Origin of the sequence: Sorangium sp. So ce117, assembly GCF_051524395.1 — a bacterium.
In the GTDB taxonomy this organism is placed as follows: domain Bacteria; phylum Myxococcota_A; class Polyangia; order Polyangiales; family Polyangiaceae; genus Sorangium; species Sorangium cellulosum_B.
Genome location: NZ_CP150309.1, coordinates 2,380,288 through 2,400,738, shown reverse-complemented (window position 1 = coordinate 2,400,738; position 20,451 = coordinate 2,380,288). Strand labels below are relative to the sequence as shown.

11 protein-coding genes are annotated in these 20,451 nt (G+C 72.6%); 9 read left to right on the top strand and 2 right to left on the bottom strand.

Annotated features, from left to right (window positions below; genetic code table 11):
• Positions 1-18: 18 nt before the first annotated feature.
• The gene (locus WMF46_RS08960; protein ID WP_437985242.1) at positions 19-696 is read right to left on the bottom strand and encodes a hypothetical protein; all 678 of its coding nucleotides are present in this window, start codon (positions 694-696) and stop codon (positions 19-21) included.
• A gap of 306 nt (positions 697-1,002) precedes the next feature.
• Positions 1,003-5,019, bottom strand: coding sequence for a protein kinase domain-containing protein (locus WMF46_RS08955; RefSeq protein ID WP_437985241.1), 4,017 nt, complete (start codon positions 5,017-5,019; stop codon positions 1,003-1,005).
• Positions 5,020-5,815: 796 nt separating this feature from the next.
• On the opposite strand from WMF46_RS08955, the gene WMF46_RS08950 reads away from it, so the two are divergent.
• From WMF46_RS08950 to WMF46_RS08910, 9 genes are all read left to right on the top strand, one after another.
• A complete protein-coding gene (locus tag WMF46_RS08950; RefSeq protein ID WP_437985240.1) occupies positions 5,816-10,081 on the top strand; it encodes a HEAT repeat domain-containing protein in 4,266 nt (1,421 codons plus the stop codon).
• Positions 10,078-10,668, top strand: coding sequence for a hypothetical protein (locus WMF46_RS08945; protein ID WP_437985239.1), 591 nt, complete (start codon positions 10,078-10,080; stop codon positions 10,666-10,668). The genes WMF46_RS08950 and WMF46_RS08945 overlap by 4 nt, the downstream gene beginning before the upstream one ends.
• Positions 10,656-11,726, top strand: a complete 1,071-nt coding sequence (gene tsaD, locus WMF46_RS08940) for a tRNA (adenosine(37)-N6)-threonylcarbamoyltransferase complex transferase subunit TsaD (RefSeq protein WP_437908052.1) — start codon at positions 10,656-10,658, stop codon at positions 11,724-11,726. Before WMF46_RS08945 ends, tsaD begins: the two co-directional genes overlap by 13 nt.
• 276 nt (positions 11,727-12,002) lie before the next feature.
• Entirely contained in the window at positions 12,003-13,022 is a 1,020-nt protein-coding gene (locus WMF46_RS08935) for a hypothetical protein (protein WP_437985238.1), read from the top strand.
• On the top strand, positions 13,012-14,781 hold the full coding sequence (locus WMF46_RS08930) for a hypothetical protein (RefSeq protein ID WP_437985237.1): 1,770 nt from the start codon (positions 13,012-13,014) through the stop codon (positions 14,779-14,781). Before WMF46_RS08935 ends, WMF46_RS08930 begins: the two co-directional genes overlap by 11 nt.
• A gap of 11 nt (positions 14,782-14,792) precedes the next feature.
• The gene (locus WMF46_RS08925; protein WP_437985236.1) at positions 14,793-15,839 is read left to right on the top strand and encodes a PEGA domain-containing protein; all 1,047 of its coding nucleotides are present in this window, start codon (positions 14,793-14,795) and stop codon (positions 15,837-15,839) included.
• Positions 15,840-16,096: 257 nt separating this feature from the next.
• Entirely contained in the window at positions 16,097-17,458 is a 1,362-nt protein-coding gene (locus tag WMF46_RS08920; protein WP_437985235.1) for a PGRS family protein, read from the top strand.
• Positions 17,459-17,528: 70 nt separating this feature from the next.
• Complete coding sequence (locus WMF46_RS08915; protein WP_437985234.1) at positions 17,529-18,650, top strand: hypothetical protein; 1,122 nt, start codon at positions 17,529-17,531, stop codon at positions 18,648-18,650.
• Positions 18,651-19,383: 733 nt separating this feature from the next.
• A complete protein-coding gene (locus tag WMF46_RS08910) occupies positions 19,384-20,262 on the top strand; it encodes a hypothetical protein (RefSeq protein ID WP_437985233.1) in 879 nt (292 codons plus the stop codon).
• Positions 20,263-20,451: the final 189 nt, after the last annotated feature.

Below are 20,451 nucleotides of genomic sequence, written 5' to 3'. Positions count from 1 at the left end.
GACGGAAACCCGGACCCGCTACTCCCGGAAGACGGTCACCGTCGTCGGCGTCGTATGGCCACCGCCAACGCAGTTCGGGAAGCTGCCGTCCGACGTCGGAGCGCCGCAGATGTCGTCGCAGTCGCCGAGGACGTCGACGATGCAGCCCTGCGTGTCGACGCCCGTCCCGCCGCACACGCGGCTGACGAGCGTCGAGCCGGGCGACTTGCACGCGAACCGGCGCTGCTCCGGCGCGAAGAGGTCGCCGAAATAGGCCCCCTCCCGTTGAGGGAAGGCATCCCGCTCCGCTTGATCCGAGTCAAGGGCCTTGTGCTTGCCACGCATCGAGAGGGGCACGCTCTCCCCGAGATGGTTGATCCTGGCCAGCATGCAGGCGGAGAGCCAGCCCTGACAGCGGGCGTTGCACTGACCATGATCTCGGCCCCACTCGGGCGCAAGACCGATGCTCCCCCCGAAGGTATAGGTCTCGCCGTCCAGGGAGACCTGCACGGATTGCCCCTCCGGGAGCGCGCAGCCCGCCACGTACGTCAAGAACTCGCGAGCCAGAGGATCGCGCAGCGCCCTCATGACATCGCTGCTGCTCGCGACTGCGTCGCTCGTCAGCGGGTTGCCCGTGAGCGCTTCCGTAGCAAGCATGTCTGTCGCGAACGCACTCTCCACGAGCGCTTCCTTCGTGAACGCATTCCGCGTCACCATCTCTTGCTCCGCCGTGCCGCCGGCTGCCTCCAGGGGGTCAGCCTCGCCGATACAGGCCGGGAGAACGCACGATAGGCCCAGGAACGAGATTGCGAGTTTGAAACGGTATTGCATAGCCCCCTCCTCACAAATGAAACACGCATCAGGAATTCCCTCAACGACTTTTACGGAGGAACCCTAAAATTCCGCGCCTGCGGTGACGTCGTGAGAACGGCGAGGAAACGGTCGTTCAGGCGCGCTCGTGGGCAGCGCACGGCTCCTGGAAGAGCCGCGAGCAGGGAATCCCACGTGCGACGGAGCGCGAGTTCATGGAGCGTCTCGGTCGCCGAGCCAGCGCGCCGCGAGCGCGAGCGTCTCGCCGTTGTCGAGCGCAGACAGAAACCGATCCCGGTAGCGAGGATTCGAGATCTGCCCGGCACGGGACATCACGCTGTCGCGTGCCCGCGCGATCGCGTCGAGCGCCTCGGCCTGCCGGCCGCTCGCGAAGAGCGCCTCGGCCCGCACGAGGCGGATCAGCGACTCGCCCTCCTCGACCGCGCCGAGCGACTCCAGGAGGGCGAGCGCGTCGCCGGAGAGGGCGAGCGCCTCCTCGGCGCAGCCCTTCCGGAGCAGGACCCGCGCGGAGAGGGCCCACGCCGCCGCGCGCATCGGCGGCGCGCTCCGCAGGAGCTCCGCGGCCGCGCGGGCCTCGGCCTCGGCGGCGCCGAGATCGCCGCCGAGCAGCGCCGCCTTCCCCAGGTAGGCGCGGGCGATCCCCTCGGCCCTCGGATCGCCCAGCCGCTGGAACGTCGCGATCGCCTCGGCCTGGACCCGCCGGGCCTCATCGAGATTGCCGCGGGCGCTCATCACGTTGCCCAGGTTGGTGCGGGCGACCGCGGCCAGATCCGTGAGCTCCATCTGCTCCGCCGCGCGCAGCGCGGCGCACAGCGCGGCCTCGGCCCCCTCGTAGTCCCCGAGCTCCATGGTGATGGCGCCCAGGTTCACCCGCAGCGAGCACGCGTTGCGGCGATCGCCGCTCCGCTCGAACACCTCGAGCGCCGCCTCGATGCCGTCGAGGCAGGCGCCGAGATCGCCGGAGGTCATGGTGCGGATGGCGCGCGCCTCGTAGAGCCTGGCGAGCACCTCGACGTCGAGCGGCCGCTCCTCCTCCCCGCTGCGCTCGAGGGCCTCGATGATCCCGTCCGCCACCGCGTAGCGGCCGCCGAAGGCGAGCCAGTTGGCCCCCTCGACGAGGCAGACGTCCCTCCCGGTCAGCGCGCCCTCTCGGGGCGACGCGCCCCGCGCCGTCGCCACCCAGGACTCCACGCGATCGAAGGCCCCCTGCTTGCCAGCGGCCGTGACCACCCAGGTCACGGCGGAGTACCAGGACGGCGAGCCCGGCTCGAACAGCGCGACGGCGTCGAGCGCGCGCTGCTCGGCGACGGCGAAATCGCCACGCCATACGCGGGCCTCCGCGTCGACGAGGAGCAGCCCGCCCGCCTCTGCCTCGGTCGCGCCGCACGCGAGGCCGCGCTCAGCGCGGCGGATCGCGGCGAGGAGATCGTTGCCGCGCAGCGCCTGCTCCGCCGCGCGCCGGTACCACGCCGCCGCGCGCCCCGGCTCGGCGCCGCGCTCGAAGTGCTCCGCGAGCTGCGCCGCGTCGCCCTTCCCCTCCCCTTCGAGCCACTCGCCCGCCAGCCGGTGGCCGAGCCGCCGGTCGTACTCCGTCAGCGCCCCGTACGCCGCCTCCCGCACAAGGCCGTGCCGGAAGCTGTACTCGGCGTCGTCCGCGCCCGCGTCGATCGGAGGGCCAGGCTCGGGCGCCCCGGCACGGCGCGCCGGCGGGGCCTCGCGCTCGGGCCCGCCCCCGGGCCCGCGCGCGGACGACGCGGACGACGTGAAGGGGAGGCTTTCACCAGGCGCGCTGCCCCGGCCAGGCGGCCGCCTCGGGGTGATCACCTCGCGCTCGACGAGCTCGGCGAGCCGGACCGCCACCTCGGCGTCGGCGCCGCCGAGCAGCGCGGCGACGCCGGCGGACCGGAAGCTCTGGCCGAAGACGCTCGCCGCCCGGAGGACACGCCGCGCCTCGGGATCGAGCGCCTCGAGCCGCGCCTGCACCATCGCCAGGACCGTCTCCGGCAGCGCGGCCCCTCGCCCCTCGGCGGCAGCGCGGATCTGCTCTTCCAGGAAAAAGGCGTTGCCGTCGGCCCGCTCGATCAGCGTGCCGATGATCTCCTCCGTGACGGCGCCGCCGAGCGCCTGGCGCGCGAGCCGCTCGCTGGCGCGGCGCGAGAGCCCCGTGAGCTCGATCTCCTGCACGCCGCGGCCGGCCCACAGCTTCGGGAACATCTCGCGCACCTCGGGCCGGCCGAGCGCCAGCACCATGAGCGGCGCGTCGCGCAGGTTGCGGAGGGCGCTGTTGATCATGCCGACCGTGGGCAGGTCGCCCCAGTGCATGTCCTCGAGGACGAGCAGCACCGGCTGCGCCGCGCACTCGGCGCGCAGGAACTCTTCCCACGCGAGGTGCAGCTGATCGCCCATGAGCACGGAGCTCCGCCGCGCTGCCCTGAGCGCCTCGCTGGCCTCGTCCGGGAAGGGCGTCCCCACGAGCTCGCCAAGGAAGGGCGCGACGTGGGCGCCGCGCTCGCCGTGGTGACCGACGCGCTCGCGGATCTTGCGGTGCACCGCCGCGGCCGGCGTGCCGTCGGCGACGCCGAGCGCGCGGCGGAGCACCTGCGCCAGGAGGCCGAAGGCAGAGCCGGCGCTCATGGGGTCGCCGCGCGCGATCCAGACCGCCATCGGCTCGTCCCGCGCCCGGAGGCGCCGGAGCAGCTCGACGCGCAAGCGCGACTTGCCCATGCCGGCGGGGGCCGTCACCAGCACCGCGGACGGCGTCTGCTCCTCGATGCACTGGACGAACGTCGCCTCCAGGAGCGACAGCTCGCGGTCACGGCCCACGCACGGCGTCGGCTTGCCGAGGAGGCGCGGCACCGCCTCGAGGTCGTCGCACTCGCCGCGCAGGAGATGGCCCGCGTGATCCGACCCGAGATCGAACCGCGCGCCGAGCAGGCCGGCCGTGACCTCGTCGATGCGGACCACGCCGAGCCGCGCCTCGTCGCCGGCGAGCAGCGCGGCGGCCTGATCGATGAGCTTGCCGATGGGAGAGCGGGCGGTGATCTCGGCGCGCCCCGAGACGAGCGCGACGGGCGCGCCGCCGAGCAGCACCTGCATCGCGAGCGCGCACCGGGCCCCCCGGGCTGCGAGGTCGGTCGGCGCGACGGGGCCGGACAGCACAACGACGGGAGAGCGCGCCTCGATGATCTCGAGGCGGCCCTGGTGGCGCTCGGCCAGGGCGCTGAGCGCGCGCACCCGGAGCGCGTCCTCGCCCTCGGACCGGGTAGCGTCGCTGTCGAGCGCGCCATCGCGGGCGACGAGGAGGCAGATCATCCGGCGCTCGCCGGTCGTCAGCTCGGGCGTGGGGCCGCCGATGGGCAGGGGGAGGCCGCGCCGCGAGGCTGGCGCGAGATCGCCGAGCGACCCGAGCTCGGCAGCCACGGCCGCGCCGTCGCGGGGGCGGTCGCGCGGGGCCTTGGCGAGCATGCGCGTCACGAGGTCGTCGAGCGCGGCCGGGACCTCGCCGCGGAGCTCCCGGAGCCGCGGCGGATCCTCGAGGAGGACCTTCACGAGCACGGAGAGGCCGTCGTTGCCGACGAACGGGGGCCGGCCGGTGAGGCAGCGGTAGAGGATGCAGCCGAGGGCGAAGACGTCGGCGCGGGCGTCGATGGCGACCTCGCCGCGCGCCTGCTCGGGGGCCATGTAGCCGGGGGTGCCGAGCATCACGCCGGGCATGGTGAGCTCCTGGCCGGCGTCCGCGACGCGCACGACGCCGAAGTCGAGGAGGATGACCTCGTCGACGGAGCCGCCGACGAGCAGGAGGTTGCTCGGCTTGAGGTCGCGGTGGACGATGCCGAGCCGGTGGAGGGCGCCGAGCGTGGAGGCGACGCGCACGCCCAGCGAGCGGCTCTCGGGGACGGTGAGCGGCTCGCGGAGCAAGCGCTCGGCGAGGGTCTCGCCGGAGAGCCACTGCATGGCGAGGTAGAGCTCGCCGCCCTCGGTCGTGCCGTGGGCGACGTACCCGACGACCCCGGGGTGGCGGAGCGCGGCGAGCGCCTGAGCCTCCCGACGGAAGCGGTGCGACTCCTGCGGGCCCGTGCGCTGGAGGATCTTCAGCGCGACCGGCTCGCCCGTGAGCCGATCGCGGGCGCGGAAGATCTGCGCCATGCCGCCGGAGGTCGCGTGCCCTTCGATCTCGAAGCGGTCGGCGACGATGTCACCAGCGCGCATCAGCGGTACCCCTGAGACGACTCAGAGAGCCGCAGCGCTCGCCTGTGGGGTGCTTCGGACGAGCTCATCGCAGCGACCGAGGATATCCAGAACTGCAGCGCTCCCCGTCAGCAAATTGTGCTGTAAGCAAGGCAACGTCAGGGACCGCAGCACGATAAGCTCGCGGCGAGGGCGGATCCGAGGTTGTGCGCCTCACCACACATGAACAACGATGTACCCCACGTCTGCCCGAGTCGATGGCCCTGCGGGTGTCCGTCCTTGGCGCCGGAGAGGATTTCATCGACCCGCCTCACCCAGGCGCGCTGTCCGTCGAAGACCGCGGCCAGCTCATGCACGGGGGCGGCGCCGGCGTCCGATGAGCAGTTGCTTGTAATGCCACCGCTCATCCGGGCGGAGCGCGTCGCTCTTCAGCAGGTGTTGATGCTGGCTGTAGACGCGCTGCACCTCCGAACGGACCGCGTCCAGCGTGGTCTCGTAAGAGAGCGTCCTGATATCCTTGAACGTCAGAAAGATGACGGGGTACTGCTGGAAATGCTCGCGGGCCGCCGGGTCGTTCAGACGGCGAGATCCTGGAACAGCGGCGCGAGGTCCTCGCCGCGCTTCCCGAGGAAATACGCGAGGGTATAGATGTTAAGTGTCCTTTCGAAGCGGCGCCGCCGCGGGAGCGGTTGAAAAGTCGTCTGCTGAGCTCAGCGGCCTCGCATGTCCGGCGTCCGCGCCGGCCCGATCGCGCCCGTTCCCGGCGCCGCCGCTGCTCCGCGTGGCCGGCCGCGCACCGTCGATCTACCCTACCCAGGTGCGATCCCACGTTCTGGCCGGCTGCCTCGCGGTCCTGATCCCCGCGGCCGCGACGCTCGCGATCCCGCGCGCCGAGGCCGCGGATTTCGATCCATCCGGCCGCGGCAAGCGGCCCAGGCCGAAGGCCCCGAAGCCCGGCGGCGGCAGGCCTGGCCCCGCCGCGCGGCCGCAGCCCGCGAAGCCGCCGCAGGCGAAGCCGGAGCCGGCAGAGACCGGCGACGGGAAGCGAGGCGGCCCGTCGAGCGACGCGCTGATCGCGCGCTACACGGCCATCGTCATGAGCCAGCCGAGCGCGCCCTTCCCCCTCCAGCGCCTCGCCCAGCTCTACCGCGAGCGCGACGGGAACCTGAAGAAGCTCGTCGAGGAGTTCGAGCGCCGCGCCGCGCAGCCGGGGGCCGACGCCTGGGCCTCGAAGGTCGTGCTCGCCGGCGTCTACAAGCAGGACGGGCGCTACGACGACGCCATCAAGACGTACGAGGCCGCCATCGCGGACCGGCCCGGGGACCCGGCGGCGATGATGGCGCTCGCCCAGCTCGAGGCGGATCGCGGCGACAAGGCCCGCGCGCGCGGGCACTACGAGAAGGCGCTGCCGCTGCTCAAGGTCCCCGCGGACGTCGAGCAGACCCGGCGCACGCTGCTCGCGCTCTGCCTCGACCTCTCCGACTTCGAGGCGGCCAAGGCGCAGCACGACGCGCTCGTGAAGAACGCGCAGGGCTCGCTCTTCGTGAAGGCCGAGCTCGGGCGCGAGCTCTCCGCGCGCGGGCACCACGCGCGCGCCGAGGCCGAGTTCCGCGAGCTCGTGAAGGCCGCGGCCGGCGACAACCGGGCGCTCGCGCCGGCGCTGCGCGATCTCGGGCAGGCGCTCGCCAAGCAGAAGAAGATGGACGAGGCGCTCGCCGTGCTGAAGCGGGCGCTCGCCATCGCCGGCAGCGCCGCCGGGGTGCGGGCCGAGATCCTGCTCATCATGACCGACGCGTTCCGCGCCGAGGGCAAGCTCGCGGAGCTCATCGCGATCCTCGAGGCCGAGAAGGGGCAGGACTTCCAGCGGCTCGCGACGCTGGGCGCCCTGTACGAGGAGACCGGCGACGTCGACAAGGCGATCGGGATCTACAGGAAGGCCCTCGCGCTCGACGGCAAGCACATCGACACGCGGCTCCGGCTCGTCCACCTGCTCCAGACCGCCGGCGAGCTCGACGCCGCGATCCGCGAGTACGAGCTCCTGATCAAGGCGGCCCCGGGCAACGCGGACTTCGTCTTCGAGCTGTGCGAGACGCTCATCCAGCGGGGCGACCGGCCCAAGGCGCTCGCGCTGCTCACCCAGCTCGAGGGGCGCGTCGCGGACGAGGCCGAGACGCTCGCGGCCGTCGCCGATTTCTACGAGCGGGTGGAGGAGAAGGACCGGGCCCTCAAGGTGCTCCAGCGGCTCGCCGCGGCCGCGGGCGGCGATCCGAGCCACCTCGTCGACCTGGGCGACCGGTACTTCCAGGCCGGCGACAAGAAGAAGGCGCTGGAGACGTGGGCGCGCATCAAGCAGGTCGTGCCGAGCCGGGCGCGCGCCGCGGCCACGCTCGGGGAGGTGTACCTCGACCACGACATGGTGGCGGAGGCGCTCGCCGCGCTCCGGGAGGCGGCGCAGCTCGAGCCCGCGAACAGCCGCTACAAGAAGGCGCTCGCGATCGCGCTGGAGCGCACCGCGAGCGCGCTCGGCAACGCGGGGCCGCGCTACACGGAGGCGCGCGAGCTCTGGGAGCAGCTGCTCGCCGGGGCGGGCAACGACAAGCTGCTCGCGCGCGAGGCGCGCACCCACATCGTCAGCCTCTGGTCGCTCACCCACGAGCTGCCGAGCCGCGTCGCGCCGCTCGCCGCGCGCTTCAACGCGACCCCGCCCGACCTGGAGGCGGGGCGGCTGCTCGCGGAGGTGCAGCGCAAGCTGCACCGGCTGCCCGACGCCGAGGCCACGCTCCGGAGGCTGGTCCAGGCCGCGCCGGGCGACGAGGACGCGCTCCTCGCGCTGGAGCGCGTGCTCGTGCTCCAGCAGAACCTCCTCGGCGCGATCGACGTGCTGGGCAAGCTCGTCGAGGTGAACCCGAAGCGGGCCCGCGAGTTCTACCAGCGCATGGCGCAGTACGCCGCGGAGCTGTACCGCGACGACGACGCGATCCGGTACGCCGCGCGGGCCGTCGAGCTGTCGCCCGAGGACGCGAGCGGCCACCAGAAGCTCGGCGACATGTACCGCCGGCGGCAGGACTTCCAGCGCGCGATCGCCGAGTACCGGCAGGCGCTCGCGAAGAACGACCGGCTGTTCCCGGTGTACTTCGACCTCGCCGAGCTGCTGCTCACCGCGGGGCAGGCCGAGGAGGCCGACCGGCTCTTCCGCCGGGTGGTGAGGGCGTCGAACGACGAGGAGCTCGTCGCGCGCGCGGCGCGGATGTCCATGCAGGTGAACCTCGGCAGGGGCTCGCTCGAGGTGCTCGAGCGCGAGCTCCTGCCGGTCGCGGTCGGCAACCCGCAGAAGCCGCTCTACCGGCGGCTGCTCGTGGAGCTCTACGGCGCGATGACCTTCCCGCTGATGCAGAAGGTCCGCGGCGAGGGCCGCGCGGCGAGCGCGGCGGCGCGCGCGGAGCTCGCGAAGATCGGCGCCCGCGCGGTGAAGCCGCTGCTCGACGCGCTCGCGGACGAGAAGGAGTCGCAGCAGAAGGTCGCGATCGAGGTGCTGGCCTACGTCGAGAACAAGGGCGCCGGGCCGGCGCTCTACAACTTCGCGGTCGGGCAGGCGGACAAGGGCCTGCGCGCCCGCGCGATGATCGCGTGCGGCGCGCTGCGGGACCCGGCCATGCTGGAGCGCTACGAGCAGATGCTCGCGCCGCGGGACGCGGCCGCAAGCGTGCTGCCGAACGATGCGGTCGCGGTCGCCGCGACCTGGGGCGTGGCGCGGCTCGCGGCGGGCGGCGGGCGGCCGGCGGCGAAGGCGGTGGCGCTGCTCGCGCGGCTCCTGTCGTCGCCGGCGCCGGAGGTGCGGGCGCTCGCGGCGGTCGGCCTCGGGCTGACGCACGACCGGAAGCACGCCGCGGCGCTGTCCGCGGTCGCGAGGGCGCCCGAGGCCGGCTCCGTGCCGCGCGCCGCCGCGGTCCGCGCGCTGGGCGAGCTCGCGGGCGGGGGCGAGGGGCCCGCGCTGTTCATGTCGCTCGCCGACTCGAGCGAGCCGGAGCTCCGCCGCGCGGCGCTGATCACGCTCGCGCGGCTCGGCGGCGGCGCGGGACCTGGGGGCGGCGGCGCCGGCGAGGCCGAGGCGGTCGCCGCGGGCGGGGCCGCCCAGGCGATCGCAGCCGGCGCGTTCTCGTCGGACGAGGGGCTGCGCGCCGCGGCGGTGTCGGCGGCGGTCGCGCTCACGCGGCGCGCGTACCCTCGCGCGCGCGAGCCGCTGCCGGTGCCGGACGGCGCGCTGACGGTGAAGGACGTGCTCGCGGGGCTCGACCCCGATCCGCCCGGTCCGGAGGATCGCGCGGCCGCGCTCGTGGCGCTCGGCCCGGCGCTGCAGAAGGCCGCGGTCGCCGCGGTCGCGACGTCGCCCGAGCGGGCCCTGGTCGTCGCCGACGCGATCCTGTCGCGCGGCGCGGCCGTGTCGGGCGGGACAGGCGGCGATCCCGGCGCCGGCGGGGGCGTCGCGGCGCTCGGGCTCGCGCCGTTCACGGACGGGCGCGCGGCGCTCGCACCGGAGCCGAGGCGGCAGGTGGAGGCCGCCGTGGAGGGGATCGCTGCGGCGGTCGTGAGCGGGTTCGTGGCGCTCGTGCGGCACCCGGCGATCGAGGTGCGCACGCGCGCGGTCGAGCTGCTCGCGACCCGGCCCGAACCGGAGGCGCAGGCCGCGGTGGTCGACGCGCTCGGCGATCCCGAGGAGAGCGTGCGGCGCGCGGCGCTCGCGGCGCTCGGCGCGGTGCGGCACGGGCCGACGATCGCGGCCGTCTCGGAGCTCCTGCGGACCTCGTCGAGCTGGCCGCTGCGCGTGCGCGCGGCGGAGGCGCTGGGTCGGCTCGGCGCGCCGGGCGGGGGCGCGGGCGGCGGCAGGCCCAGCCAGGTGGCCGAGACGCTCGGCGGGGCGGCCCGCGCCGACGCGTACGCCCTGGTGCGCGAGGCGGCGGCCCGCGCCCTCGCCTCCGCGGATCGCGCGGCAGCGGCGCCGGTGCTCCGGCAGCTCGCGGCGAGCGATCCCGAGCCGCGCGTCCGCCAGACCGCGGCCGAGCTGATGCGGAGCGCCGCGCCTTGAGCCGCGCTTCTCCGCCCGGGCCGCGGCGCCGCGCGCTGCGGCTCGCGCCGCTCGCCCTCGCCGGCGCGATGAGCGCCGGCGGGGCGGCAGGCTGCGACGACCTGAGCCGGTTCTCGACGGCCGACGGGGAGGCGTACTGCGGCGCGATCACGCTGGGCGGCGCGTTCCGCGCCGGCCTGAGCCCGCGGGTGCAGATGCGGCTCACGCTCGACGCGGACGCGCTCGACGGGCCGGAGCCGCCCGGCGCGCTGTGGACCTACGAGGCGCCCGACGGGGCCACGGCCGAGCGGCGCCTCCTCGACGGCGCGCCGCTGCGGCCGATCGGCGCGCTCGCCCACGACCCGCTGTCGCGGCTGGAGTTCGGGGAGGGCCGGGAGCGCAACGCGATCTACGCGGTCGACGCGTCGGAGCCGGAGGCGGAGTCCATGCTCGCGGTGCTATCGCTGCGCACGGACGCGTCGGTCGAGGTGCGCCTGCTCCGGCCTGGCCGGGCGCCGCTCGCGCCGGGCGAGGCGGATGCGGCGGGGCAGCGGCAGGTGTTTGGCAATTTCAGGCTGACGCGGCGGACAGGGACATGCGGGTTCTAGGGATCGAGACATCGTGTGATGAGACGGCGGCGGCGGTGGTCACCGAGGGAGGCGACGTCCTCTCCGACGTCGTGCGCAGCCAGGTGGCGCTGCACGCGCCTTACGGGGGCGTCGTGCCCGAGGTCGCGGCGCGCGATCACGCGCGCGCGGTGGTCCCGGTGGTGCGCGAGGCGCTCTCGCGCGCGGGCGTCTCGGTGGCGGATCTCGACGGCGTCGCGGTGACGTCGCGGCCGGGGCTCGCCGGGGCGCTGCTCGTCGGCCTGCAGGCCGCGAAGGGGCTCGCGTGGGCCGCGGGCAAGCCGCTCGTGGGCGTCGATCACCTCGTGGGGCACCTGCTCGCGGTGTTCCTGCGGCGGGGCGGCGCGCCGCTGTCCGACGAGCGCGAGCGGCCGTCGTTCCCGTACGTGGCGCTGCTCGCCTCGGGCGGGCACACGGCGATCTACCGGGTGGATGGCCCGGCGATCGGCGCGATCCGGGAGCTCGGCGCGACGCGCGACGACGCGGCGGGCGAGGCGTTCGACAAGGTGGCGAAGCTGCTCGGCCTCGGGTATCCGGGCGGGCCGGTGGTCGATCGGCTCGCGGCCGGGGGCGACGCGGCGGCCGCGGCGGACGCGGTGCCGGCGCTGATGGCGCGCAAGGAGTCGCTGGAGTTCAGCTTCTCGGGCATCAAGAGCTCGGTCGCGCGGCATGTGGCGAAGCGGGGGCGGCCGGAGGGGCAGGCGCTCCGCGACCTGTGCGCGGCCTTCCAGGGGGCCGTGGTCGACGCGCTCGTGCAGAAGACCGTGCGGGCCGCGCGGGCCGAGGGGATCGGGCGGGTGGTCCTCGGCGGTGGGGTCGCGGCGAACCAGGGGCTCCGCGCGAAGATGGCCGCGGCGTGCGAGCGGCGGGGCCTCGCGCTGTTCGTGCCGCCGCTCGCGAGCTGCACGGACAACGGGGCGATGATCGCGTATGCGGGGGCGCTGCGGCTCGCGGCCGGGGAGCGGGACACGCTGGATCTCGCGCCGGAGACGAGGACGGCGCTGCCGCGGGTGACCCGCAAGGGCGGTGGCGCGAGGTGATCGGGACAGGCCGGTAGCGGAGCGGCGCGAGGGCGCGGAGGACGCGGAGGACGCGGGTCCTGTGTGTGTGTGGGGACATGGCGTCCGGTGGCGAACGGTGGCGAGCGGTGAAGTGATGGCTCGTGCTGGGGATTACCTCGGACTTGTACGCTGCGGCGAGCCGTGGTCAGATGCGTTTCTCAGGATTCAGGCCGGTCCGCGCTCGCCGTTCTTCCGGCCGCGCGGGACAGGACAGGGCGGGATAGCCCGCCCTGCGGGGCGCGAGGATTGTAAGCCATGCAGGTTGTTCTACCGATAGTGCTCGGGTTGATTGCGGTGGCGTGCGGCGCAGGCGCCGTGTTCCTGCTGATGCAGGCCACGCAGCTGAAGCGGAAGCTTCAGGACGCGAACCAGCACATCGAGGCGCTCCGGCAGGCCAAGGGCCAGCTGGATCAGATGCGGGCCCAGTACGGGCAGCTCCAGCAGGCGCTTGAGATCTCGCGGGGCGAGGACCGGCAGAAGGTCGACTGGCTCGACGCCCAGCAGAAGGAGATCGACTGGTACAAGAGCGAGCTCGAGAGCCGGCCGAAGATCACGCAGAAGCGGTACAAGATCCTGACGCTCGGCATCAAGTGGACCGGCAAGACGTCGCTCACGCTCAAGTGGGCGAATCCCCTCGTGGATCTGGGCACGCTGCAGGGGACGAAGATCGAGCGTTACGAGCGGACCGTCAGCCACGTCCTCACGAAAGAGGTGCTGACAGAGCACGTGTTCGAGGTCGGCGACTGGGGCGGCGAGCACATCGTGGACGCGCAGCAGGAGCTCATCATGGAGGAGGTCCATGGGCTCTTGATGGTCGTGGATCTGGCGGGCAAGGACGGTCAGAAGGTCGAGCCGTCGAGGATCCAGGAGCAGCTCCGGGAGTTTCAGCCGCAGTCGCTGCAGTTCTTCTTCAGCCCGAAGACGCTGGCCTCGTGCAAGGCGGTTGTGCTCTTCATCAACAAGTCCGATGTTCTGTCCGGGACGCCGGCCGAGGTGGAGCGGGAGGCGCGCGGGTATTACAAGACGCTCATCGACAGCCTGGAGCGGTACAAGAACAACATCGACATTCGCGTGCTCGTCGGGTCGGCGAGCTACGGGCACAGCACGCATCACCTGTTCTCGCATTTCGTGGAGAAGATCCTCCCGAAGAACGCGTATGATCCGCAGCTCCTGCAGCGGATGAAGCAGGACATCAGCGGGCATTCGGCGTTGTCGCGGACCGCGGCGCTGCCTGCCCCGCCGGTGCCGCAGCAGGTCAGGCCCAATGTACGGTAGCGAGGGCGCTTCGGGGTATGTGATCCCGCGGTACCGCGCGCCGGCGGACGCGGCGTGGTATCACGTGCTGCACGGGAACATCCCGGGGCACCAGATCGACTTCATGTACTGCCCTGAGGTGCCGCAAGGGCCCCTCACGACGACGCAGTTCAGCCACCTGGCGCGGCTGATGAAGTACATCGAGCCTGCGACGGGGACGACGCACGCGTTCGCGATTGGCAATCTGTCGAGGGATGACACGCAGCACGAGCCTGGCCACGGGGCGGTGGGGCTCATCTTCGGCTTCCGGATCGGCGGGGCGGTCGACCATGCCGGGCGGGGGAACCCGCCGTTCGCGCACGGGATCGTCGCGGTGGATCGGGACCTCGGGTATACAACGCTGCTGGAGGCGTCGGCGACGTTCTACCGGCATGTGATGAACGCGACGGAGGTCAACTCGTCGGCGGGCATGTTCTACCGCGAGTACGTGAGTGCGGTGCGGGAGGCGCCGGAGCGGGTGGCGCACGTGCTGGAGCGGTATGTCGAGGAGTTCGGGGATCTCCCATATCTCCGGCGGAGCGGCGCGACGTGGGACTGGGTGGCCGACGAGGGGGCGCAGCCGAAGCGGGTGGTGATCGTCCACAAGCCGGATGAGCCATTCGGGGCGATCGCGCACGCGGCGGCGCGGATCGCGACGGTGCTGTACCGATCGAACATCAAGTGGACGTCGATCACGAGCGGGCGGGAGGCGGATATCACGGGCGGGGTATCGGTGCGGTTCGTGAGGGAGCGGGACGTCACGATGGAGGACCGGCACGGGGTGCTGATCCGGATCGAGGAGGTCGCGGAGGACGAGGCGGAGATCGCGCGGGGGATGTTCGGGGCGCGGCCGCTGGCAGAGGTGGAGGAGAAGCCGCAGTTCGGCGGCGGATGGCGCGAGCGGTTCGCGGCGCAGCAGGGCGGGACGGGGCCGGTGGGCGCGGCGGCGCATGGCGTGGGGGGCGCGGGACAAGAGCGGCGGGCGCCGGGGTCGATGCCGCCGTCGCAGCGGGGCGTGGCGGGGCCGGCGGGGCCGGTGTCGCAGCAGGTTGGGCCGAAGGGGACGCTGGTCATCGATTCGGAGAAGCTGCTCGGGAGCGCGGCGCTGGCGGCGGGGGTCGAGGCCGGGGGCACGGGGCCCGTGCGGATGGGACAGGCGGCGGCGGGGAATGCCGTAACGGCGCAGGCGGCGGGCGGCGGGGCGGGGCGAGTGGCGAGCGGCGGGGCGTGGAGCGCGCCGGCGGGGCCGATGCCGCCGTTGCCGGGCGTCGGGGGGGAGGAGCGCGACGAGATCCCGGTCATCGTGGAGAAGCCGGCGTCGTCGCGGACGTGGATCTGGGCCGTCGCAGGGCTCGGCTTCGTGGCCGTCGCGGGGATGGTCGCGGTGCTGGTATCGCAAGGGGCGCCCGGCGGGGGGACTGCAACGCCGGAGGCGACGGGGCCGGGCGTGGCGCCGCCTGCCGGGAGCGCGGCGGCGCCGGGGCCGAGCGCTGAGGCCGGCGCGGCGTCGACGGGGTCGCCCGCCACGACCGCGCTGCCATCGCCGTGGGTGCCGCCGGATGTGACGGCGAAGCCGCAGGCGGATGTGCCTCCGCCGAAGACGCAGCCATCCGGGCGGACAAGGAACACCAAGGCAGGTGGGGCCGCGCCGGGGCGCTTGGACCCGAAGCCCAGAGGGGGTAAGGTGCCGCCGTCGAACGCTGCTGTGCCGCCTCTCCCCGAAGGGAAGCCCGAGTTCTGATGACTCCGACGATGAGGAAGCAACCGCTGCTGTGGAGCTGGAGCGTGGCCGTGGCGTTGATGACGCAGGCGGCGGGCGCGCAGCAGCCGGCCACCGCGGCCGCCGCCGGCGAGACCGACGCGCTGACGGACAAGGCGCGACAGCTCTACGAAGAGGGGAGACAGGCGGCGGCGGCGGGGAAATGGGCCGATGCGCACGCGTCGTTCCTCGCGGCGTGGGCGATCAAGCCACATTACCAGATCGCGTCGAATCTGGGGGTCGCGTGCCTCAAGCTGGGCAAGCACCGCGACGCAGCAGAGTACCTGGCGCGGTATCTGCGCGAGGCGCCGGCCACCAAGGTGAACGAGCGGCAGAACGCCGAGGCGTCGCTGAAGGAGGCGCTCGCGAAGGTCGCATCCGTGACCGTGCAGGTGACGCCGGCAGGGGCGGAGGTGACGGTCGACGGGGCGGTCGTGGGCAAGGCGCCGCTCGCGGATCGGGTGTTCTTGGCGCCGGGCGAGCACGAGATCGGGGCGAAGCTCGAGGGGTACGCGCCTGCGACGCGTCCCATCGCGGCGGTGGCGGGCCGTGCGGAGACGGTGGCGGTGCAGCTGGAGCGCGCGCCGGTCGCTGGCGTGGGAGCGCGTCCTTTCGTGGTGGAGCCGGCGGCGCCGGTGGTGCCGCGCGCTGAGCTGCGGACGCCGTTGCTCGTCGCGGGCGGGGTCGTGGCGGGCGCTGGCATCGTGACGGGCGTGGTCTTCGCGGTGCTCGCCGGCAATCGAGCCGATCACGCGGAAGAGGTCCGGAACGAGCTGAAAGCCCAATGGGGCGCCGAGAAGAGATGCCCCGAGGGGGACGTTCCCAGGTGTAGCGACCTTAAAGACGCAGTATATGACGAGATCGACCTGGGCAACGTCGCATTCTGGAGTCTCGTGGCGGGGGGAACGGTCGGGGTTGGCACGCTGGTCTACGGGCTGGTGACGATGAACGCTGAGCCTCAGAAGACGGTCCCGGGCACACACGTGGCGCCATTCCTCGGACCGGGCACTGCCGGGCTTTCGTTCAGTGGAAGGTTTTGAGCTTACGTACTTCGAAGGGAGAAGGCCGTACTATGCGTCGTCGCGCCCATCTTGCTGCTGCGATCTTCCTGGGGACGATGGCCATGGGAGCGATAGGGCCTCAATGCAGCGACCCCCCGTGCCTTGACTTGAGTGGTGAGCTGCTGGATGACTGCCAGTCGGACGGAACGGCAGGAGGGCCGCCGGATCCGCCGCCGAACTGTGTGCCAGGAGAGGGCGAAGGGTGGAAGGCCGACGCGTTGTGTGGTGGGATCTTCGTGAGGACCGACGGAGACGATAAGAACGCCGGGACGCCGGACGCGCCGGTGAAGTCGTTGGGGAAAGCCATCGCCCTCGCGACTGCCCTCCCCGATGCCAAGAAGAAGAACGTGTATGCGTGCGCCGAGACGTTCGAAGAGAAGGTCGAGATCCAGGCGGATGTGACGCTGTTTGGTGGACTCGACTGCGCGAACGGCTGGCAATGGATAGGCGAACAGAAGCCGACGACGCTGACGGCCGAGGCTGGGACCATCCCTCTCACGATGCATGGGGGCGGATCAGTTCGGATGGAGGACGTGCATGTCCTTGCTGAATCGGTTCTGACATCCGGAGCGTCGTCCATCGGGGCCGTGGCCGATGGTGTCACGGTCTCGCTGGCGCGCTGCACGATTGAGGCAAGTGATGCTGCGCCTGGCGCCGATCAAAGCCAGGACTCGAACAGCGCCACGCGCGGTGACGATGGGAACCCAGGTGAAGCTGGGTGCATGGCCTCTGTTACAGCCGGCGGTGCCGAGCCAGTCAACAACTGCGAAGATGGGGGCGAGGTCTCCGTCGGCGGCGCTGGCGGAGTAGGACAACCGAACAGCGGTGGCAGCGGCGGCGATGGCACGCCGGGAGGCTCGGCCAATGGCGGAGCCGGGCAGACGGCAGGGGGAACTCTCTGCGCCCCCGGCAAGGCCGGCGCAGATGGCATGCCCGGCGGGCCAGGCGCCGGGGGCACGGCTCTCGGCACCCTCTCACAAGGTGGCTACACCGGCCTATCCGGCGTTTCCGGCATGCCCGGAACCACGGCGCAGGGTGGCGGTGGCGGCGGTGGCGCTCGCGGTGTTCTCAGCAGTGGCTCTCCCGGGCGTTCCTGCCCCGGCGGTGCCAAGGGAGTCGGCGGCCCCAGCGGCGGCTCGGGCGGCGCGGGCGGCTGCGGTGGCAAGGGCGGCCTCGGGGGTTCCGCCGGCGGCGCGAGCATCGCGCTCATCAGCCTCGACGCCACCCTCCAGTTCCACGACGTCACCCTGAAGACAGGCAGCGGTGGCAAGGGCGGCAACGGCGCTCCAGGACAGCCCGGCGGCGGCGGCGGCAACGGCGGCGTGGGCGGCGTGGCACCGCCACCGCCGGACTCCTCCGGCCTTAACGACGCCTGCGACGGCGGCCGCGGCGGTCAGGGTGGTCAGGGCGGTCGCGGCGGCGGTGGCCGCGGTGGTCACTCCATCGGCATCGCCTTTCGCGCCACACCGCCGCCCATGGACGCGAACGACCTCCATTTCGAGCTCGGCGAGCCCGGCCTCGGCGGCGAGGGAGACGGGAACGACGGCGACGGCGCCCGCGGAGCTAAAGCGCCGACGCTCGATTTCGCCTCCCCGTGACGCCACCGTGCCCCGCGGTGGCCAGGTCTCATGTACTTGCCCGCACGCGTTCTTTCCCTGATGACAAGTCGTGAGCAAGAGTGCGGCGATGAACCACCGTTCTGCAGCGGCCAGCCTGCTTCTCCTCGGCGTCCTATGCACGTCGCCAGCGGCGGCGCAGGACGCTCCTGCGTTGGCACAGAACAAAGCAGCCGCCGTCGCGCTCGCCGAGCAGGGATGGGCCCACTACGAGGCGCAGCGATACGCCGAGGCGCTCCTCGCGTTTCGTCAGGCCGAGGCGAAAGCGCACGCGCCCCCGTTCCTGCTCATGGTGGCGCGCTGTTACGTCAAGCTCGGCCGCTTCCTCGAAGCGCGCGATGTGTATCGGCTCGTCGTGGACGAGAAGCTCGCGCCCGGCGCTCCGTCTGCTTTCGCGGAGGCGAAAGCCAGCGCGACCAAGGAGCTCGCCGAGCTCGAAGCACGCACCCCGACCGTGGAAATCACCGTCACGGGGACCGTTCCTGCCGGGCTGGAGTTGACGCTCGATGGCCTCCCCGTCCAGCTCGATACCCCTGTGCAGCGCGATCCCGGCGATCACACCCTGGTCGTCCGCACGCCCGGGCGCCGTCCCTTGACCAAGACGGTTCACCTGACCGAGGGAGCGAGGGAGCACGTCGAGCTTGATCAGGCCGCGATCGGTGCGCTGCCGATTGCCGAGCGACCGGAAGGCAAGCGAGGGCCCGCCCCAGACGTGAAGGGGCGCCCCCACGCATCTGCGTCTCCGGCAGCGAGGACGCCGCGCGGCAACTTCCAGACGCCAATTGAGCTGCGGACGCCGTTGCTCGTCGCGGGCGGGGTCGTGGCAGGCGCCGGCATCGTGACAGGCGTGGTCTTCGCGGTGCTCACCGGCAATCGAGCCGATCACGCGGAAGAGGTCAGGAATGAGCTGAGCACTCGCTGGAACGGCGAGCGTCGGTGTCCCGATGGGGATGTTGCGAAGTGCAGGGATCTCAAGGACGCGGTGCTTGACGAGATTCACTTCAGCAACATCGCATTCGGGAGTCTTGTCACAGGCGGAGCGATCGGGGTCGGAACGCTGGTCTACGGACTGGTGACGAAGGCGTCTGAGCCTCCGAAACCGGGCCAGGGCACACGCGTGACGCCGCTCATCGGCCCCGGCACAGCCGGGGTTTCGTTGAGCGGAAGGTTCTGAGCCCACCAACGTCGAAGGAGCAGGCCGTACTATGCATCGCCGCGCCCATGTTGCTGCTTTGATCTTCCTGGGAACGACGGCCGTGGGGTCCCTGGGGGCTCGATGCGACAGCGACGAGGAGGTGACGGCACAGACGTTGGAAGCTGGCTCCAGCGGAACAGCAGGAGAGCCGCCCGATCCGCCACCGCAGTGTGTGCCAGGAGAGGGCGAAGGGTGGAAGAAAGCGGACGCAACGTGCGGCGTGTTCGTGAGGCTCGACGGAGACGATGAGAACCCCGGGACGCCGGACGCGCCCGTGAAGTCGTTGGGAACGGCCATCGCCCTCGCGACCGCCCAGCCCGATGGCACGAAGAAGAACGTGTATGCGTGCGCCGGGACATTCATAGAGAAGATCGAGATCCAGGCGGACGTGACGCTGTTTGGTGGACTCGACTGCGAGAACGGCTGGCGATGGATCGGCGATCAGAAGCGGACGACGCTGACGGCCGAGGCTGGGACCATCCCGCTCACGATGCATGGGGGCGGATCAGTTCGGATGGAGGACGTGCATGTCCTTGCTGAATCGGTTCTGACATCCGGAGCGTCGTCCATCGGGGCCGTGGCCGATGGTGTCACGGTCTCGCTGGCGCGCTGCACGATTGAGGCAAGTGATGCTGCGCCTGGCGCCGATCAAAGCCAGGACACGAACAGCGCGACGCGCGGTGGCGATGGGAACCCAGGTGAAGCTGGGTGCATGGCCTCTGTTACCGCCGGCGGTGTCGAGCAATTCAACGACTGCGAAGATGGGGGCGAGGTCTCCATCGGCGGCGCTGGCGGAGTAGGACAACCGAGCAGCGGTGTCATCGGCAGCGATGGCCTACCGGGTGACTCGGCCAATGGCGGAGCCGGGCAGACGACAGGGGGAACTGTGTGCGCCCCTGGCAACGCTGGCGCAGGTGGCATGCCCGGCGAGCCAGGCCGCGGGGCCACGGCTCTCGGCACCGTCTTACGAGGTGGCTACGACGGCGCAGGCGGCCTGCCCGGCCTGCCCGGAACCAAGGCGCAGGGAGGCGGCGGCGGTGGCGGCGCTCGCGGTGTTCCCCAGAGTGGCGCCTCCGGGCGTTCCTGCCCCGACCCCAATGCCAAGGGAGTCGGCGGCCCCAGCGGCGGCTCGGGCGGCGCGGGCGGCTGCGGTGGCAAGGGCGGCCTCGGCGGTTCCGCCGGCGGCGCGAGCATCGCGCTCATCAGCCTCGACGCCACCCTCCAGTTCCACGACGTCACCCTGAAGGCAGGGCGCGGTGGCAAGGGCGGCAACGGCGCTCCAGGACAGCGCGGCGGCAACGGCGGCAACGGCGGCAACGGCGGCAAGGCGCTATCGGGCGGCTCCGCATCCGGCCTTGACGACGCCTGCGACGGCGGCCAGGGCGGCCAGGGCGGTCAGGGCGGTCGCGGCGGCGGTGGCCGCGGCGGTCACTCCATCGGCATCGCCTTTCGCGGCACGCCGCCGCCCATGGACGCGAACGACCTCCATTTCGAGCTCGGCGAGCCTGGCCTCGGCGGCGAGGGAGACGGGAGCGACGGCGACGGCGCCCCCGGAGCCAAGGCGCCGACGCTCGATTTCGCCTCCCCGTGACGCCATGGCCCCATCGATGGCCCCTCGTGCGTCTCGCGCTCCCCCGATGGCCCCGCGGTCGCGCCAGCGGCGTCGCTCGGCGCGGCCCGCTTCCCGAGGTGTCATCGCTCCACCGAGAGGAGCGCAGACACGCCGTCAGCACCCCTGACCTCAGCATCAGCCGCGCGCCGGAGCTTCCGTCCGCAACGC

Coding starts and splice junctions, on each gene's coding strand:
- WMF46_RS08960 (WP_437985242.1), bottom strand. CDS start 696: ATGGTGACGCGGAATGCGTTCACGAAGGAAGCGCTCGTGGAGAGTGCG.
- WMF46_RS08955 (WP_437985241.1), bottom strand. CDS start 5,019: ATGCGCGCTGGTGACATCGTCGCCGACCGCTTCGAGATCGAAGGGCAC.
- tsaD (WP_437908052.1), top strand. CDS start 10,656: ATGCGGGTTCTAGGGATCGAGACATCGTGTGATGAGACGGCGGCGGCG.
- WMF46_RS08935 (WP_437985238.1), top strand. CDS start 12,003: ATGCAGGTTGTTCTACCGATAGTGCTCGGGTTGATTGCGGTGGCGTGC.
- WMF46_RS08930 (WP_437985237.1), top strand. CDS start 13,012: ATGTACGGTAGCGAGGGCGCTTCGGGGTATGTGATCCCGCGGTACCGC.
- WMF46_RS08925 (WP_437985236.1), top strand. CDS start 14,793: ATGAGGAAGCAACCGCTGCTGTGGAGCTGGAGCGTGGCCGTGGCGTTG.
- WMF46_RS08910 (WP_437985233.1), top strand. CDS start 19,384: ATGGCCTCTGTTACCGCCGGCGGTGTCGAGCAATTCAACGACTGCGAA.